The sequence below is a fragment of the Roseateles albus genome (genome assembly GCF_028595345.1).
GTDB classification, from domain to species: Bacteria; Pseudomonadota; Gammaproteobacteria; order Burkholderiales; family Burkholderiaceae_C; genus Paucibacter_A; species Paucibacter_A albus.
Map to the genome: position 1 here is coordinate 62,407 of NZ_JAQQXT010000008.1, position 16,219 is coordinate 78,625.

Below are 16,219 nucleotides of genomic sequence, written 5' to 3' on the forward strand. Positions count from 1 at the left end.
ACTGCAAGATGTCCCAAGGCTATCCAAGGCGGGCGCAACCGTGTCGCGTTGCTTTGTGTTGTTTATAATCCCACCCGACATCGTTCCAACGGTGTCACCGCCGATTTACCAACTACTTGCGGGCGGGCTATCAAATACGGCTAAAGCGTTGCGGCTCCGAGATGCCCTGGGCCGGCAAACGCCGGTGTCAGGGCACTCGGAGTTATCATTTTTATCATGCAAGGTCTTGCTTCTTTTGATCGTTGGCTGACCCGCCGGGCCGCCTCACTCGCCGCTTCAGAGTCAGTGCAGCACTCCAACCCTAAGTCGACCCAGCCCGCCGCATTGCCGGCCCAGGTTGCATCGGCCTCGCGTCATCTCATCAGCCCTTGGGGCGAAGCCCTCGCGCAGATGCCCAGGCGTGCTTCGGCGGCCCGCATCGTGCGCGCGGCCTATGGCGTGCGCAGCGGTGATTGGCTGGGCTTGCTGGCCGATGAGGCCCAGGCTTGCGGCACCCAGCATGCCTGGCGTTTGGCCCTGTGGCGAGCGTCTGCATCCAGCGAAGCCCAGGCCGCGCCGCAGTGGCTGAGTCCGGTGGTCTTGGCCCGGCCCGGCCAGAGTCCAAACGCCTTGCGCGATGCTGTTTTGGAGCAGGCGCTGCAAGCCTTGTGGCAGCAGGGCTGGCGGCTGCAAGAAGCTTTCTCGCCGGACCTGCACTGAGCGCGGTATGAGCCCTCAAGCGAGCAGCCATCCGCCCCTGACCCAGGAGGAGATGCGCGCGCTGTTGGCGGTGACGCGCGCGCTCGCCGCGCCATTTGATTTGCCGACCATGCTGCAAACGGTGGCAGCCGCGGCGCGCCAAGTGCTGCACGCCCAGCGCAGCTCTATCTGGCTGCTGGACAGCGAGGCGGAGGAGTTGGTGCTCGAAGTTTCAAAGGACGTGTCCCAGGTGCGCCTGCCCGTGGGCGCGGGGCTGGTCGGTGCTTGTGCGCGCGACCGCTGTTTGATCAATGTCCCCGACTGCTACGCCGACCCGCGCTTCAATCCCGAGGTCGACAAGCGTTCGGGATTCCACACCCACTGCAGTTTGACGCTGCCCCTGATTGACCATGCCGGGCAATTGGTGGGGGTGATGCAGGTACTGAACCGCATGGACGGCGTGTTTGAGGCCGAAGACGAGGGCTTGGCGCAGGCCCTGGCGGCCCAATGTGCGATGGCCTTGAGCCGGGTGCGCATGACGGCAGCGATGCTGGAAGGCGAGCGCATGCGTCAGGAGTTGGAACTGGCCCGTGCGGTGCAGCTGTCGACGCTGCCGGCGGTGCTGCCGCAGATTCCCGCTTACGACATGCATGGCACTTTTTTGCCGGCCTCCTTGACCGGCGGCGATACCTATGACATTGCCTTGATCGAGCAAGGCCTGCTCTTGGTCCTGGGCGATGCCACCGGGCACGGCATCGCGCCGGCCTTGTCGGTGACGCAGATGCATGCCATGTTGCGCATGGCCTTCTCTTTTGGGGCGGACCTGGAGACGGCGTTTCGCAAGGTCAATGATCAATTGGCCGCCACCTTGGCGGACAGCCGCTTTGTCACCGCCTTTATCGGCCTGCTGGACACGGACAAACATTGTTTGCGTTTCCTGAGTGGCGGGCAGGGCCCTATTCTTCATTTTCAGGCGGCCACAGGGGCTTGCGTCAGCTACAAAGCCACCAGCTTCCCAATGGGTGCGATGCCGATCACGAACTTGCGCCCGCCGGTGCAGATCGAATTTGCGCCGGGCGATATCTTGTGCCTGCTGACCGACGGTATTTACGAATACGAGGCGCCTGATGCAGAGCAGTTCGGGCGCGGGCGGGTCGAGCGATTGCTGGCGCAGCATTGCGACGCATCGGCAGAACATCTGTCGGCGCTGATCTTGGCCGCGGTGAGGGAGTTTGCTCGCGGCGCGCCGCAAGAAGACGACATCACAATGCTGCTCTTGAAACGCGCCGCAGCGCCTCGTCACTGATTTGTCATGTGTTTGAGCTAGGCTCGCTGGCAAGCGGCCAACCGGGCGTGTGCAAGCTGCTCAGGCCCAAGGCCTGGGCCGAGCTAACAAGGAATGAGCATGGAACTTGAAGTTACTGAAATTGACGCGGCGACGCATTGTGTGCGCTTGCAAGGCCGGCTGGACGCTGCGGGTGCTGATCAAATCGGCGTTCGATTCACCGCCTCGACGGCCGCTGCCGGCCAACATGCCTTGGTGGATTTGGCCGGCGTGCCCTTCATCGCTTCGATGGGCATTCGCCTCTTGATCTCCAGCGCCCGCGCTCTGCATGCCAAGGGTGGCAAGATGGTCTTGTTCGGGGCCCAGGAACTGGTGCAAGACGTGTTGGAGCAAGCGGCGGTGGATCAGATCATTCCCTTGGTGGCGACCCAGCAGCAAGCGGTTGACTCTTTGCTGGCTTGAGTTGCTCTGCTCAAATGTTGAGCCTGTCTCTGCCGAACAAGCTGGAGTCTCTTGAGACTGCCCGGTCGGCCTTGCTGGCCTATCTGGCCCCGCAGGCGCTGAATGCCAAGGTCTTGTTCAACCTGGAACTGGTGCTGGAGGAGAGTCTGATGAACGCGTCCTTACACGCGTTCAAGGACGCCGGCCTGCATCTGATCGAGTTCAGCGCCTGGTGTGATGACGAGGCGGTCTACCTTCGGTTTGAAGACGAGGGCCTGGCTTTTGATCCCACCCAGGCCGCCGAGCCCGTCTTGCCCCAGTCGATTGCCGAGGCTGCGCCCGGCGGTTTGGGGCTGATGCTGGTTCGCAAGCGGGCTTTATCGGTGAGCTATTCGCGGACCGAGGGACGCAATCGCTTGACGATAGCGCTGGCCCGGCGCTGAGCGCCGCGTCATTGCGCGGCTCACTGCGCAGCTCATTGCGCAGTTATAGCAAGCTGGTGATTTTCACCGAAGAGCCCAGGCTTTCGACCTGCACATTGTCGGCCAGGCTGCGCGCCAGCTTGATCATGTGTTCGTTATTGGCCAAGACCTCGGCGACGAAGCCCCGCACGCCACGCGCCTTGGCATGTTCACTCATGCGTTGCTGAAGCAGGGCACCCAGGCCTTGGCCTTGCCAGTCGGGGTGAACCATGAAGGCGGTCTCGGCCAAATTGGTGCCGGGGTCGACCATATACATCGCGTGCGCAATGATCTTGGGGTTCTCGCGTGTGCCGACGCAAGCCACCAGGCCGACCTCGGTTTGTGAATTCAGATTGCACAGGCGTTGCACATCGCGGTTGGACAGCCCACGCAGACGGCGGAAAAACCGCGTGTAAATGTCATGTTCGGGCAGTTGATGGAAGAGGCTACGAATGCCTTCGCCGTCGCTGGGGCAGGCCGGACGCAGCAAGACCGGGCGCTTGTCCTTGAGCTGCAGCTGACGCTCTTCTTCGACGGCATAGGCCTGCAAATTACGCAAGCTCTGCTCGCCCGACACATAGCCCAGCGCCTGGGCTTGTTCGAACAGCCCCGGGCGCGCGCTCGGGTGAGCAATCTGAATCATCGCCACCGCCCGCTCGCGGATCGACTTGCCGAACAGATAGGCGATGCCGTATTCGGTGATCACGTAATGCACGTCGCTGCGCGGTATGGCCACTCCTTCGCCGGCCAGCAGGGCGGGGCGGATGCGGGAGCTGAGGCCGTCTTCCTCGGTTGAGGCCAGGCAAATGATGGCCTTGCCGCCGGGCGAGCGCGATGCACCTTGCAAGAACTCGGCCTGAGCGGCCACGCCGCTGTAGAAGTCGCCCTGATATTGGTCGACGCAGACTTGGCCCGTCAGGTCCACGGCAAAGGCCTGCGTCACCGACACCAGCTTGTGCTGCGAGCCCAGCGTCCAGGCATCGCAGACGGCCTCGATGGGCTGGAAAGAAAACATCGGGTTGCGATCGATCAGATCGTAGAGCCGACGCGTGCCCATCGCAAAGCTGCTGACGATCTTGCCGCGCTGATTGCTTTTGCGCTGGCCGGTCAGAATGCCGCGCTCCAGCAGCGGGATGATGGCGTCGGTGATGACGTCGGAATGGATGCCCAGGTCTTGGCGGTCGGTCAAATACTTGAGTGCTTCGTTGCTGAAGCGACCCATACCGATCTGCAGCGTCGAGCCGTCATCGATGATGCTGCTGATGTAACGCGCTATCTTCTCGACCACCTCGGTCTGCTGGGCTGGGTGGGTGTACTCGATCACCGGCGTGTCCACCGGGACCAGCCAATCGATCTCGCCCACATGCAGGGTCGAGTCGCCCATGCTGCGCGGCATATGCGGGTTCACCTCGGCAATCACCAAACGGGCCTTGGCCACGGCGGCCGGGGCGATGTCGACCGAGACCCCCAAGGACACATAGCCGAATTCATCGGGCATGGAGACCTGGATCAGCGCCACGTCGAGCGGAATACGCCCGATCGCGATCAGCTGCGGCACGCGCGCGATCGAGATCGGTACATAGTCGGCCAGGCCCAGCTTGACCGCGCTGCGCAAATCTTGGCCGACGAAGAAGCAGCGGTGCTGATACTTGGTTTGCGGCTGGCCATTGGCGCCTTGTTGCACGGCTTGGTCGGTCAGAAAGTGCAGCAGCTCGACATCTTGCGGGGCCGGCGAGAGCGCTTCCAGCGCGGCCACCAACGCGCGCGGCGTTGCGCAAGCCGTGCCCACAAAAACATGGTCACCGGGCTTGATTTGAGCGACAGCCATTGGTGCGCTGCAGATCTTCTCGGCACACAAGGCCAGGCGCGGATCCACGGCCGGCCCACTGCCATCATCATCAGGCTTGGCCTCGGCGCTCGCAAAGCGGCCCTTCCAGGCCTGCGTCAAGCGGTTCAACAGGCCGGCGGCGCCGTTGTTTGGGGATGCGGATTCAAGCGGCTTGTTCATGGGCACCAACTCCGGCTTCAAGCTATTTTTTAGGTATTTGGGCGTCCAGCACTTCGCAGGCATGTTGGTAGCCAAGCTGGACCAATTCGTCGAAGCGACTCCACTGCAACATGCCGATGCGCTGCAAGGGCGGGTTGAAATAGAGATCGATCAACTTACGCACCTCGCGCTGCCTGGAGGTGCTGTAGAGCACGGTGACGTTCATCAGCAGCGCCGACAGCGCGGGCAGTTTGTAGCGGCGCTTGGAACGCGGGCGCAGGCTGTCGCGCAAGAGGGCCAGGCTGCCGGGCACTTCGTCGAATTCAAAGCGGCGCGGTTTGTTGGAGCCCAGGTCCACGCCAATGACCCGGCCTATGCCCCAGCGGCCGCGCATTACGTCGGCGGGTAAGTTGTTGAAGGTGCCGCCGTCGCAAAGCAGGTCGCCGCCCAGCACGACGGGCGGCAGCGCGCCGGGAATCGCCACGCTGGCCAGCAAGGACTTCAGCAGCGAGCCCTGAGCCAGCAGCTGCTCGCGCGCTTGCGAGTAGTTGGTCGCGATGCAAAAGAAGTTCTTCCACAAGTCTTCGATTTGCGCGTCGTGACCGGTCAGCTCGGTGATCGAGCCGGCCACCACGCGGCGCAGGCGCCGCCCGCGGATCAAGGAGATCATCGGCAACCAATTGAAGTCGCCGGTTGGATTGGTGGCAAAGGCCTTTTGAGCGGCGAGCGTGACCGCGTCGATGGAACGGTCAGTGCCGACCAAGGCTGCCATCACCGCGCCGATGCTGGTGCCGCCCACCAGGTCGATCTCGATGCCGCGTTCGGTCAGCGCGCGGTAGATGCCGATATGGGCCAGACCGCGCGCGCCGCCGCCGGCCAGCACCAGGCCAACGCCGTTGCGACTGACCAAGCGCGCCAAGCGTGTCAAATCGCGCGGCAGCTGTGGGCGAATATGCACATGGCCGGCCAACGGCCTTCGAGCCAGCCAAGCCTGCGTGCCCTGCGGAGACAGGCGATCCTGGGGGTGCAGCAAGACCAAGATCTCGGTCGCATCGGTGCGCGGCGGGCGGCTGATCAAGCATTGGGTTTCGATGAGGTGCAGCTGCGCGGGCTGATCGGCATCGGCCAGCAGCAGCAATTCATCGCTATGCCTGCAGCAACGCTCGGTCCAGGGTGTGGGGCCGTCGTCGCCGATCAGGATGACGAAATCATGGTCGGATTCGATGTGGTCCAGATGGACCGCGATGCGGCGAGTGGCCTCGGTGTCGGCGCGCGGGCGCTCACAGATGGCGGGGTCGCCCAAGGTGAGTCCTATGCTCGCAGCGGACACCATGGCGACGCGCCCGAAGCCGCCGAGCTGCTGGGCGAGCTGAGCGGCAAAACTGGCGTGATCAAGGCCAGCGCTGACGGGCAGTACGCCAATCGTGACCGGCTTATCGGGCAGCGAGCGCGTACCTTCGGTCTTCAGCCTGACGATGATTTGCCGCGTTAGTGCGATCGAAACCTGCCCGCTGATCGCCAGCAATTGTTTGAAGCGCTCCTTGCCCAGTCGCACCAGCACCGAGTCGCGGATGGCCACCAAGGTGGCGGAACGAGGCTCGTCGGTGAACAGACTCATCTCGCCGACGATCTGGCCACGGCCGATCTCGCGCACCGCTCGGGTCTCACCAAATTCATTGCTGATATAGGTGCGCAGACGCCCGCTGAGCAGCAGATACATGGCGTCGCCGGCGTCACCTTGATTCATCAAGGCCTGGCCGGCGGATACTTCCACCCATTCCAGGTGTTGCAGCAGCAACTCAATGGCTTGCGGTTCGATCTCGCCCAGCAATGCGGCCAAGTGCTGGCGCAGTAGTGCTTCTAGGTGTTGTGGGTGTGCGGCAGAGGCTTCGGGCATGGCAAGCGCGGATAGGAAAATGCAGGTCTAAGGCTAAGGGTCGAACGTAACAGGAAAGCCACGTCGATGGCGGCGCTGGGTTTGCTGGTTTTCCCTGGGTCGTGGGTGCTTGCACCAGCTTGGGAGCATGTTGCCGCGCCAAAACGGGCTCAGCGTGTGCTGCTGCGCTTGACTATCCGGATCTTGTTGCTTGTTTCGCAAAGCCAGGCGACGGAGATGTCGGTGTCGCAGAAGTCTTGCTCTCCGATCGCGGTGCCCGGCGCGGCGACCGATTTAGTGTCGCTCCTTGCCGCTTTGCCTTGGCTCAAGGGCAGACCAATATGGACATGGCGGCCCTCCAGCAATGCGGCAATGCGTTTCAACATGGTGTTCATCTCAGACCCTCTTCGCCATGCGTCTGTTCGGTGACGCTTAGGCGCACTATCGCGGCAAGAGCTGAGCAGGGTTCTGAAAATTCTGTGAAACAAGGGTGGCCGGTGGGGCGCCCTTACAAACTCCTAGGACGGCTGTGCCTGGATACGGTAGCCATGCCCCGCCACGGTGCGTATCAGTTCACGACCCAGGGCGCGGCGCAGCGTGGCGATCTGGACCGAGATATTGTTCTCTTCCACGACCAAGCCGGGCCAGACCCGGTCCAGCATTTCACCCTTGGTGACCAAACCACCTGGCCGCTCCAGCAGCAGTTGCAGCAAGTCCAAGGCGCGCGCACCAAGAGCGACTTCGACGCCTTTGTCCAGCAGCCGGCGCTCGCGCAACTGCAGCTCAAAGCGGGAGGTGTCGTCAGCCGGCCCGAAACGCCATGCCGCCGCGACGGCCTTGCCGGGGCTGCGGCTGTGGCGGTTGATGCGTTCGGCTAGCTTGGCCGCGTCGCGGGCCAGACCGCGCTGAAACTCCAGATGAAAGCGCGCCGGCCGGCAGGCCAGCCAGGCCCGCACGACGCGCGATGGTGCCGCCGCCTTGGCATGCAGGAGCAGCAGGGTTTCATGGGCGCCACTGGAGGCGGGGCGGCGCAGCATCAAGGCATGCTCATTCGGATGCAGCGTGGGGACCTGCGCGGTGTCGCCGACCAGCAACAGTTCATCGCAATGGCGTGCGCAAGTCTCACTCCAGCGGCTCGGGTGCGCGTCGGCCAGCAGCAGCACATAGTCATGGCTGGCCTCGATTTCTTCTAACTCGGCATCCGTGAGCGCCGTCGCTATCGTGGCGACACGGGCGCCGGGGCGCAGCTGTTCGGCCAAGGCCGCGGCCAGCGCGCTCAAGTCCAAGTCGGCGCTGATCGGCAGCAAGGCAATGGTGGCCGAGAGCTGATGCGGTGCGCTTGAGTTCTCGGTGCGCAGGCGCTGAATGATTTGCCGCGTCAGCAGCAGCGAGGCATGCTTGTTGCTGGCCAGAAAATGCTCGAATTCAGCCTGGCCCAAACGCACCAGCACCGAGTCGCGGGCGGCCACCAAGGTCGCCGAGCGTGGCTCCTTGGTGTAGAGACTGATCTCGCCGACCACTTGGCCACGGGTGATTTCGCGCACCATCCGTTGTTCGCCACTGCCTGGCCTGTCGCCGCTGCTGTCGGCCATATAGGTGCGCAGTCGGCCGCGCAACAACAAATACATGGCGTCACCGGGCTCACCTTGGCGCAGCAAGGTTTGTCCGGCCGGCAATTCCACCCATTGCAGTGATTGGCGCAGCAAGGCCAGTGTGGGCGGGTCAACCTCGCCGAGCAAGTTGGGCAAATGCTGCATCAAGAGGCCATCCAATGGATGCTTGGGTGGCTCGCGACGCTCGGGAATCAGGTGCATGGCTGGGCAGAAATGGGTGCGCAGGCGGCAACATAACATGAGTCTTTGACTTTGCTGAACCGGCCAAGCCGGCGGCTCCGCTACAGTGCTCGCATGAATGGTCCGCCCAAGATCTCGCTCAGCATCCGCCGCATCGGCATCGATACATGGCGTGAAAACGTCGCCTATCTGCACCGCGATTGCCCGGTGGTGCGAGCGGCCGGCTTTCAGGCACTGTCCAAGGTCGAGATTCACGCCAATGGCCAGGTGATCTTGGCGGTCTTGAATGTGGTGGATGACGCGCAAATCGTCAGCGCCTGCGAGCTTGGCGTTAGCGAGGAAGCGTTTGCGCGACTGGGCGTGGCGCAGGGCCACGCAGCCAGCATCGCACATGCCGAGCCGCCGGCTTCGATTGCCGCGTTGCGCCGCAAGATTGGTGGCGAGCGGCTGAGCAAAGATGACTTGTTCGCCATCATTCGTGACGTGGCGCAGGCGCGTTACTCAAAAATTGAGTTGGCCGCTTTTGTGGTCGCGACCAATCAGTACGAGTTGGACCGCGAGGAAGTCTTGCACCTGACCGAAGCGATGATCGCGGTGGGGCGCAAGCTCGACTGGAAACTGCAAGTGGGCGCCGGCCCGGTGGTCGACAAGCATTGCATAGGCGGCATCCCCGGCAACCGAACCTCGATGCTGGTGGTGCCCATCGTCAGCGCGCATGGCATGTTATGTGCCAAGACCAGCTCGCGCGCGATCACTTCGCCTTCGGGTACCGCCGACACCATGGAGATGCTGGCCACGGTGGAGCTGAGTTTCGAGCGCATGGTGGAGGTGGTCAAGGCGACGCGGGCCTGCCTGGCCTGGGGCGGTACGGCCGATTTGTCGCCTGCCGATGACATCTTGATTTCGGTCGAGCGGCCGCTGGCGATTGACTCTCCCGGCCAAATGGTGGCGTCGATCTTGTCCAAGAAAATTGCCGCCGGCTCCACCCATTTGGTCTTGGATATTCCGGTCGGCCCGAGCGCCAAGGTGCGCTCCATGGTCGAGGCGCAGCGGCTTAAAAAGCTGTTTGAATATGTGGCCGGTCATCTGCGTCTGCAGCTCGATGTGGTGCTCAGCGATGGCAGACAGCCGATCGGGCGCGGCATCGGGCCGGTGCTGGAGGCGCGCGACGTGATGCAGGTCTTGCAGGGCGCGCCAGATGCGCCGCAGGACTTGCGCCAAAAAGCGCTGCGTCTGGCCGGCCGCATGATCGAATTCGACCCCGATGTGCGTGGCGGCGAAGGCTACAACATCGCCCGCGACATTCTTGATTCTGGCCGCGCCTTGGCGCAGATGAATGCCATCATCGACGCTCAAGGGCGCCGCGCGGAAATGCCGGCGGTGGGCGCCTTGACCGCCGAGCTGCGGGCCAGCAGTGACGGGGTTGTGGTGGCGATTGATAACTTGCGCATTGCACGCATCGCGGGCCTGGCTGGCGCGCCCCAAGTGCCGGGCGCAGGCCTGCAACTGGTGAAGAAATTGGGCGATCCGGTCCGTGCCGGTGAGCTGCTTTACCGTATTCATGCGCAGTACGAGGCCGATCTTCGCTTCGCGCAGGCGCATGCCGAACAGGATTCGGCCTACCGCCTGGGTTCGGATGACCAATTGCCGCATGAATTTGCCCGCGGCACGATGTTCTCTCTTTGAAAAGACCTGTTTATGACTTCGAATGCAATGCTGTTGGCCTTTGATGATGAGCGCCTGCTGGCGCTGGAGTTGGCCGAGGCCTTAGGTATGCCGCTGAGTTTCATCAGCCGACACCGTTTTCCAGACGGCGAGATGCGCTTGGTGCTGCCAAAGCCGCTGCCTGCAACCGTGCTGGTGCTGCGCGGCCTGCAGCAGCCGAATGACAAGTTAGTTGAGCTGATGATTGCGGCGCCGACCGCGCGCGAGTTGGGGGCAAAGCGCTTGGATCTGCTCTCGCCCTACCTGGCTTATATGCGCCAAGACATGGAATTTACGCCCGGCGAGGCGGTCAGCCAGCGTCACATCGCCAGGCTCTTGGCCCATCACTTCGACCATGTGCTGACCATTGACCCGCATCTGCACCGCATCAACAGCCTTGACGAGGTGATGCCCGGCGGCTGCGGCGTGACGCTGTCGGCAGCGCGCTTGCTGGGCCAATGGGTGGCGGCAAAGGTGCCGGGAGCTTTGTTGATCGGGCCGGATGAAGAGTCCGCGCAATGGGTCAGTGAAGCGGCCGGCGCGGGCGGCTTGCAGCATGCGATCGGCAACAAGGTTCGCTTGGGCGACCATCAGGTGAGCTTGGTCTTGCCCGATGTTGATGTCAGCGACCGCGCGGTGGTCTTGCTCGACGATATGGCCTCAACCGGCCGCACCTTGATAGGCTCGGCCCAGCAGTTGCTGCTGCGAGGCGCCAGCTCGGTCGATGTCGCTGTGACCCATGCCTTGTTCAATGGCGATGCGCTGAGCCATCTGAAAGAGGCTGGCGTGCGCCATGTCTGGAGCAGCAATTCCGTTGCCCATGCGAGCAATGCGGTCTCGGTGGCCGGCTTGTTGGCCGAGGGTTGGCGTAGTTTGAACTAACGCCGGCGGCAAAACGCAGCGACTCCGCTGCGTTTTGTTGCGCTTTGCCGCCCGGGACTCAGGCCTTGCCCTGGCTGGCCACGGCTGCGGCCGCCTTGGCAGCAGCTTCGGCGTCGCCGAGGTAGTAGCTCTTGATCGGCTTCAGATCAGCGTCCAGCTCATAGACCAGCGGGATGCCGTTGGGAATGTTGACGCCGACGATATCGTTGTCGCCGATATTGTCCAGATACTTGACCAGGGCGCGAATGCTGTTGCCGTGCGCAGCGATCACGACGCGCTTGCCCAGCTTGATCGCCGGTGCCACCGCATCGTTCCAAAACGGCATCACGCGCTCGACGGTGTCTTTCAGACATTCGGTCAGTGGGATGTCGAGCGGGTTCATCTTGGCGTAGCGGATATCGCTGCGCTCGCTGCGCACATCGGTTGGCTCCATGGCAGGAGGGGGCGTGTCGTATGAACGGCGCCACACCAGCAACTGCTCGTCGCCGTATTGCTTGGCGATGTCGGCTTTATTCAAGCCTTGCAGGGACCCATAGTGGCGCTCATTCAGGCGCCAACTGTGGACAACCGGCAACCATGTGCGATCCATTTGATCCAAACAGTGCCAAAGAGTCCAAACTGCACGCTTGAGCATCGAGGTGTAGGTGATGTCGAAGTCCAGCCCAGCTTCCTTGAGCAGGCGGCCGGCTTGTTTGGCCTGCTCCACGCCGGTGGGGGTCAGGTCTACATCGGTCCAGCCGGTGAAACGATTTTCGAGGTTCCAGGTCGATTCGCCATGGCGAATGAGCACGAGTTTGTACATGGAATGTGATCTTCAGAGTGGCCGCCCATTTGGGCTGCTGCGGATTCTATCGGTGTGCGCAGCACGGCTTTTCGAGTGATTGAATCGAAAGAAACGTTACATAGTTGTTACGTTTGGCCGATAAGCTGATCAATGTCGTTGGTGGCCGGTGCATGCTCGGCATGTTGCGGTCTGGATGTTCAATAAGAAGGAGACTTTATGAAGAGACTGACTGTTGGGCGCTTATCGCCCGTGGTGCTGGCGCTGGCCGGCTTTGTAGGCCATTCCCAAGCGCAAGCTCAAGAACCTGCGGCTGCCGATTCGATTTTCTCGCTGTCCGGCTTCGGCACGGTCGGCGCTGTCGGCACCGACACCAGCGAGGCTCGCTATGTGGTGTCAGGTCAACCGCGCGGGGCGACCACGGCCTGGAGCGGTGACGTGGACACCAAGCTCGGTGTGCAGGTCAATGCCAAGCTGAACAAAATGTTCTCGGCGACGATGCAAGTCCTGTCCAAACAGAATGGCGACGGCAGCTACAAGCCCGAACTGGAATGGGCCTTCGCCAAGGCGCAGTTCAGCCCTTCGGTGGCGGTTCGTTTGGGGCGCATGGGCGCACCATTCTTTGCCGTATCTGACTTCCGTGATGTGGGTTATGCCAATACTTGGCTGCGTCCGCCCCAAGATGTGTACGGGCAGGTGCCGGTAAGCCACTTTGATGGCGGCGATGTCAGCTATCAAACCAATATTGGTTCCGCCACGCTGAATTTGCAGGCCTATGCCGGCAAATCCAAAGCCGTCTTCGAAGGTGTTGACGTCACGATGGACAGCATGCTGGGCTTCAACGCGTCGCTGGAGCTGGATGGCGGCATCACCTTGCGGGCCGGCTATGTGGACAGCAAATTGACGGTTGACAGCGCTTCGCTGAAGCAACTGGTGGGCATCTTGCGCAAGGTGCCGGTGCCCGGCGCTGCGGCGGCTGGCAACCAGATGGATGCGACCGACAAAAAGGCCACGTTCACCGGCTTCGGCGTCACGCTGGACCGCGACAACTGGCTGGTCATGGCTGAATACACGATGCGTCGCACCGAGTCCTACGTGCCCGACACCGATGGCTGGTATGCCACGCTGGGCTATCGCCTGGGCAAGTTCACCCCTTACGTGACGATCTCGGATCTGAGCCAAAAGTCCAGCAATGTCGACAACACCATCCCAGCAGGCGTGCCCATTCCTGGTTTGACCAAGGACTTGAGGGCGCTGGTGGATGGCACCTTGCGCTCGCAGAGCAATCAGCAAAAAACCAATGCGATCGGCGTGCGCTGGGATGCTTACCGCAATGTCGCGGTAAAGGGCCAGTACGAGCAAATCAAGGCGGACGGGCCGGGCCTGTTTTCCTCTCCATCGCAGGCCTTTATAGCCGGCAGGAACACGGTCAATGTCTACAGCGTCGCTGTGGACTTCGTGTTCTGAGCGGGAGGATGACATGAAAAGCAACTATCAATATTTCAGCGGCTTGGCTCTTGTTTCGGCGCTGTGCCTATCCGGCATGGCTCAAGCGCAAGTGGCCGTGATCGTCAACTCCAAAAGCCTCACGGCGACGATGACGGCCGATCAGGTCAGCGCGATTTTCTTGGGGAAGAGCAATACCTTGCCCAGCGGCGCAGCGGCCATGGCGGCCGATTTGCCTGAATCGGCGGCGGCGCGCGAACAGTTCTACAGCAAGGTGACCGGCAAGCAGGCGGCGCAGGTCAAGGCGGCTTGGTCGCGACTGGTGTTTTCCGGCAAGGCCACTCCGCCCAAGGAGCTGGCCACGGCTGCCGATGTGAAAAAGTTTGTCGCGGCGAATGCGGATGCGATCGGATACATCGAAAAGTCAGCAGTGGACGGCAGCGTTAAGGTGGTCTTGAGCGTAGACTGATTGTTGATCTCAGGCCCAGGCGTGCCGACCCGGGTTGGCACGCCGCCATTGGAGAAGCGAATGAATGTGAGAACAAGAATCTGGCTCCTGCCAGTGTTTGCGGCCTTGATTTTTGCGGTCGGCATCGCGGTCGTGTGGGCCTTCTCGGCGCGCACTTCCTCGGCCATCAGTGCGGTCGAGCAGGTGCACTACCCCTTTGTGGATGCGACCTCTCAGCTCGGCGCCCAAATGGATGCCCTGGGCGCGACGATTCAGAGCGCGGTGGCCGAGGGTGAGAAAAAGCGCTTGGACGAGGCCAATGAGCGCGCCGCGACGATTCGCAAATTGCTCGATGCGATTGCCAAGATTGACGGCAAGGCCGACACGGCGGGCAAGCTCAAGGCCTCGTTTGAGGCCTACTTTGCCGCCTCCGTTGACACCGCCCAGTTGTTCTTGGGCATCAAGCAAGGCGATCAAGCCGGCGCCATCCCGAAGATGCAGGCCGCGCTGAAAGTCTTCGAGGCCGACGTGGCCAAGGCCAGGCGCGAAGCCAGCGATGGTTTTGACAATGGCTTGAAGACCGCCGATGCGGGCGTGTCGTCCAGCTTGGCGGCCATCTTGGTGAGTGGCTTGGTTGTGGTGGCTGCACTGGGTGTGGGCTCTTTCTTGGTCATCGGCAGCGTCTGGCGCCAGCTGGGCGGCGAGCCAGAATATGCGCGCGATGTGATGCGGCTGATCGCTGCCGGCGATTTGTCGCAGTCGATCACCGTGGCGCCGGGTGCCAGTGAGAGCTTGCTGGCCGCGGTGCGCGACGTGTCTCAGGGCTTGGCAGGCATCGTCGCGAATGTGCGCTCGGGCACCGATTCGATGTCGGTGGCGTCGCGTGAAATCGCGGTCGGCAACCATGATTTGTCGATGCGGACCGAGAAGCAGGCTACATCGCTGGAGCAAACCTCTAGCAATATGCAAACGCTTACCGACACCGTGCGTCAAAGCGCCGAGGCGGCTGCACAGGCGAACCAGCTGGCCGGTTCGGCCGCTACCGTCGCGCGCAAGGGCGGCGAGGTGGTCAGCCAGGTGGTCACCACCATGGATGAGATCAACACCAGCTCCAAAAAGATCAGCGACATCATTGGCGTGATCGACGGCATCGCTTTCCAGACCAATATCTTGGCGCTGAATGCGGCGGTGGAAGCCGCGCGTGCCGGTGAGCAGGGGCGCGGGTTTGCGGTGGTGGCGAGCGAGGTGCGCTCCCTGGCGCAGCGCTCGGCCGAGGCGGCCAAGGAAATCAAGGCGCTGATCGGCGCCAGCGTCGACCGGGTGGAAACCGGCAGTCGTTTGGTGCAAGACGCCGGCAGCACGATGAACGAAATTGTCGCCAGCGTGCAGCGGGTTTCGGACATCATCGGCGAGGTGACAGCGGCCACTGGCGAGCAGAGTCAGGGCATCGGTCTGGTCAATCAATCGATCACGCAGCTCGATCAAATGACTCAGCAAAACGCGGCCTTGGTGGAGCAAGCGGCGGCCGCAGCCAGCAGTCTGGAGAGCCAGGCGCAGGCGCTGCAAACAGCGGTGGCGACCTTCAAGCTCTGAGCTTCAAACCCAAGCGTTCAAGTTTGAAAACCGAGGCCCGCCGGCATGCCGGCGGGCCTTTTTCTATAATCATCGTTTTTCGCCCTTGTGGCGCCCCGATATCTCTCCAATAACCGGACTCCCCCTTTGAACTTCCTGCTCGATAACTGGATTTTGGTTCTGGCCGCCTTGGCGTCCGGTGGTTTGCTGCTTTGGCCGACCTTGGTCAATAGCAGCCAAGGCAAGGCGCTGTCCCCGGCCGAGGCGGTACGCTTGATGAACCGCGAAAAGGCGGTGGTGATTGATGTGTGTGAGCCGGCCGAGTTTGCCGCCGCTCACGTGGCCGGTGCCCGCAACATCCCTTTGGATGCGCTGGAAGGTCACAAGTCTTTGCCGTCCAACAAGGCCTTGCCCTTGGTGGTCTTGTGCAAGAGCGGCGCCAGGTCACAACGCGCGGTGGCGACGCTGCGCAAGCTGGGCTATGAGAATGCACAGGCACTTGCCGGTGGCATGAATGGCTGGCGCGAAGCCAACCTGCCCATAGAGAAGAGTGCCTGAATATGCAAACAGTCAAGATGTACACGACCCAAGTCTGCCCTTATTGCGTGCGGGCCAAGGCCTTGCTGAAGCAACGCGGCGTGGAGCAGGTGCTTGAAGTGCGGATCGATTTGAATCCGACCGAGCGGGATGCGATGGTGGCCCTGACCGGCCGACGCACCGTGCCGCAAATCTTTATTGGCGACACCCATGTCGGTGGCTGCGACGATTTGATCGCGCTGGATCAGCGCGGTGGCCTGCAGGCCTTGTTGCAAGCGGGCTAATTTCAAGAGGGGGGAAGCCCCCAGCAAATCGTCATAAACGCTAG

At 62.2% G+C, this 16,219-nt stretch carries 16 protein-coding genes; 11 read left to right on the forward strand and 5 right to left on the reverse strand.

Annotation, left to right across the window (positions count from 1 at the left end; translation table 11 throughout):
* The first annotated feature begins 216 nt into the window (after nucleotides 1–216).
* The 4 genes from PRZ03_RS13895 to PRZ03_RS13910 all read left to right on the forward strand — a co-directional run bounded on the left by PRZ03_RS13895 (nucleotide 217) and on the right by PRZ03_RS13910 (nucleotide 2,847).
* A complete protein-coding gene (locus PRZ03_RS13895) occupies nucleotides 217–699 on the forward strand; it encodes a hypothetical protein (protein ID WP_273600863.1) in 483 nt (160 codons plus the stop codon).
* A gap of 7 nt (nucleotides 700–706) precedes the next feature.
* The gene (locus PRZ03_RS13900) at nucleotides 707–1,984 is read left to right on the forward strand and encodes a PP2C family protein-serine/threonine phosphatase (RefSeq protein ID WP_273600864.1); all 1,278 of its coding nucleotides are present in this window, start codon (nucleotides 707–709) and stop codon (nucleotides 1,982–1,984) included.
* A gap of 99 nt (nucleotides 1,985–2,083) precedes the next feature.
* Nucleotides 2,084–2,425, forward strand: coding sequence for an STAS domain-containing protein (locus tag PRZ03_RS13905; RefSeq protein WP_263533963.1), 342 nt, complete (start codon nucleotides 2,084–2,086; stop codon nucleotides 2,423–2,425).
* Nucleotides 2,426–2,439: 14 nt separating this feature from the next.
* Complete coding sequence (locus tag PRZ03_RS13910; RefSeq protein ID WP_263533964.1) at nucleotides 2,440–2,847, forward strand: ATP-binding protein; 408 nt, start codon at nucleotides 2,440–2,442, stop codon at nucleotides 2,845–2,847.
* A 43-nt stretch (nucleotides 2,848–2,890) separates the two neighbouring features.
* Here the strand turns inward: PRZ03_RS13910 and PRZ03_RS13915 are convergent, their stop codons facing one another.
* The 4 genes from PRZ03_RS13915 to PRZ03_RS13930 all read right to left on the reverse strand — a co-directional run bounded on the left by PRZ03_RS13915 (nucleotide 2,891) and on the right by PRZ03_RS13930 (nucleotide 8,542).
* The gene (locus PRZ03_RS13915) at nucleotides 2,891–4,873 is read right to left on the reverse strand and encodes a bifunctional acetyl-CoA hydrolase/transferase family protein/GNAT family N-acetyltransferase (protein WP_273600865.1); all 1,983 of its coding nucleotides are present in this window, start codon (nucleotides 4,871–4,873) and stop codon (nucleotides 2,891–2,893) included.
* Between the two features lie 22 nt (nucleotides 4,874–4,895).
* A complete protein-coding gene (locus tag PRZ03_RS13920; protein WP_273600866.1) occupies nucleotides 4,896–6,749 on the reverse strand; it encodes a patatin-like phospholipase family protein in 1,854 nt (617 codons plus the stop codon).
* 149 nt (nucleotides 6,750–6,898) lie between these two features.
* A complete protein-coding gene (locus PRZ03_RS13925) occupies nucleotides 6,899–7,114 on the reverse strand; it encodes a hypothetical protein (protein ID WP_273600867.1) in 216 nt (71 codons plus the stop codon).
* A 132-nt stretch (nucleotides 7,115–7,246) separates the two neighbouring features.
* Entirely contained in the window at nucleotides 7,247–8,542 is a 1,296-nt protein-coding gene (locus tag PRZ03_RS13930; RefSeq protein ID WP_273600868.1) for a cyclic nucleotide-binding domain-containing protein, read from the reverse strand.
* Nucleotides 8,543–8,635: 93 nt separating this feature from the next.
* Here PRZ03_RS13930 and PRZ03_RS13935 point away from each other — a divergent pair, with 93 nt between their 5' ends.
* A complete protein-coding gene (locus PRZ03_RS13935; RefSeq protein ID WP_273600869.1) occupies nucleotides 8,636–10,207 on the forward strand; it encodes a thymidine phosphorylase family protein in 1,572 nt (523 codons plus the stop codon).
* Between the two features lie 12 nt (nucleotides 10,208–10,219).
* Nucleotides 10,220–11,107 carry a ribose-phosphate diphosphokinase gene (locus PRZ03_RS13940; protein ID WP_273600870.1) on the forward strand — a complete coding sequence of 296 codons (888 nt, stop codon included), beginning with the start codon at nucleotides 10,220–10,222 and terminating at the stop codon, nucleotides 11,105–11,107.
* Between the two features lie 58 nt (nucleotides 11,108–11,165).
* On the opposite strand, the gene gpmA is transcribed toward PRZ03_RS13940, so the two are convergent.
* Nucleotides 11,166–11,909 (reverse strand): 2,3-diphosphoglycerate-dependent phosphoglycerate mutase, encoded by a 744-nt coding sequence (gene gpmA, locus PRZ03_RS13945; protein WP_263533971.1) that lies wholly within the window; start codon nucleotides 11,907–11,909, stop codon nucleotides 11,166–11,168.
* A 198-nt stretch (nucleotides 11,910–12,107) separates the two neighbouring features.
* On the opposite strand from gpmA, the gene PRZ03_RS13950 reads away from it, so the two are divergent.
* From PRZ03_RS13950 to grxC, 5 genes are all read left to right on the forward strand, one after another.
* Entirely contained in the window at nucleotides 12,108–13,355 is a 1,248-nt protein-coding gene (locus PRZ03_RS13950; RefSeq protein WP_273600871.1) for a porin family protein, read from the forward strand.
* Between the two features lie 13 nt (nucleotides 13,356–13,368).
* Complete coding sequence (locus PRZ03_RS13955) at nucleotides 13,369–13,803, forward strand: type 2 periplasmic-binding domain-containing protein (protein ID WP_273600872.1); 435 nt, start codon at nucleotides 13,369–13,371, stop codon at nucleotides 13,801–13,803.
* Between the two features lie 60 nt (nucleotides 13,804–13,863).
* Nucleotides 13,864–15,375, forward strand: coding sequence for a methyl-accepting chemotaxis protein (locus PRZ03_RS13960; protein WP_273600873.1), 1,512 nt, complete (start codon nucleotides 13,864–13,866; stop codon nucleotides 15,373–15,375).
* 126 nt (nucleotides 15,376–15,501) lie between these two features.
* Nucleotides 15,502–15,912, forward strand: coding sequence for a rhodanese-like domain-containing protein (locus PRZ03_RS13965; RefSeq protein WP_273600874.1), 411 nt, complete (start codon nucleotides 15,502–15,504; stop codon nucleotides 15,910–15,912).
* A 2-nt stretch (nucleotides 15,913–15,914) separates the two neighbouring features.
* Nucleotides 15,915–16,175 (forward strand): glutaredoxin 3, encoded by a 261-nt coding sequence (gene grxC / locus PRZ03_RS13970; protein ID WP_263533975.1) that lies wholly within the window; start codon nucleotides 15,915–15,917, stop codon nucleotides 16,173–16,175.
* Nucleotides 16,176–16,219 lie beyond the last annotated feature (44 nt).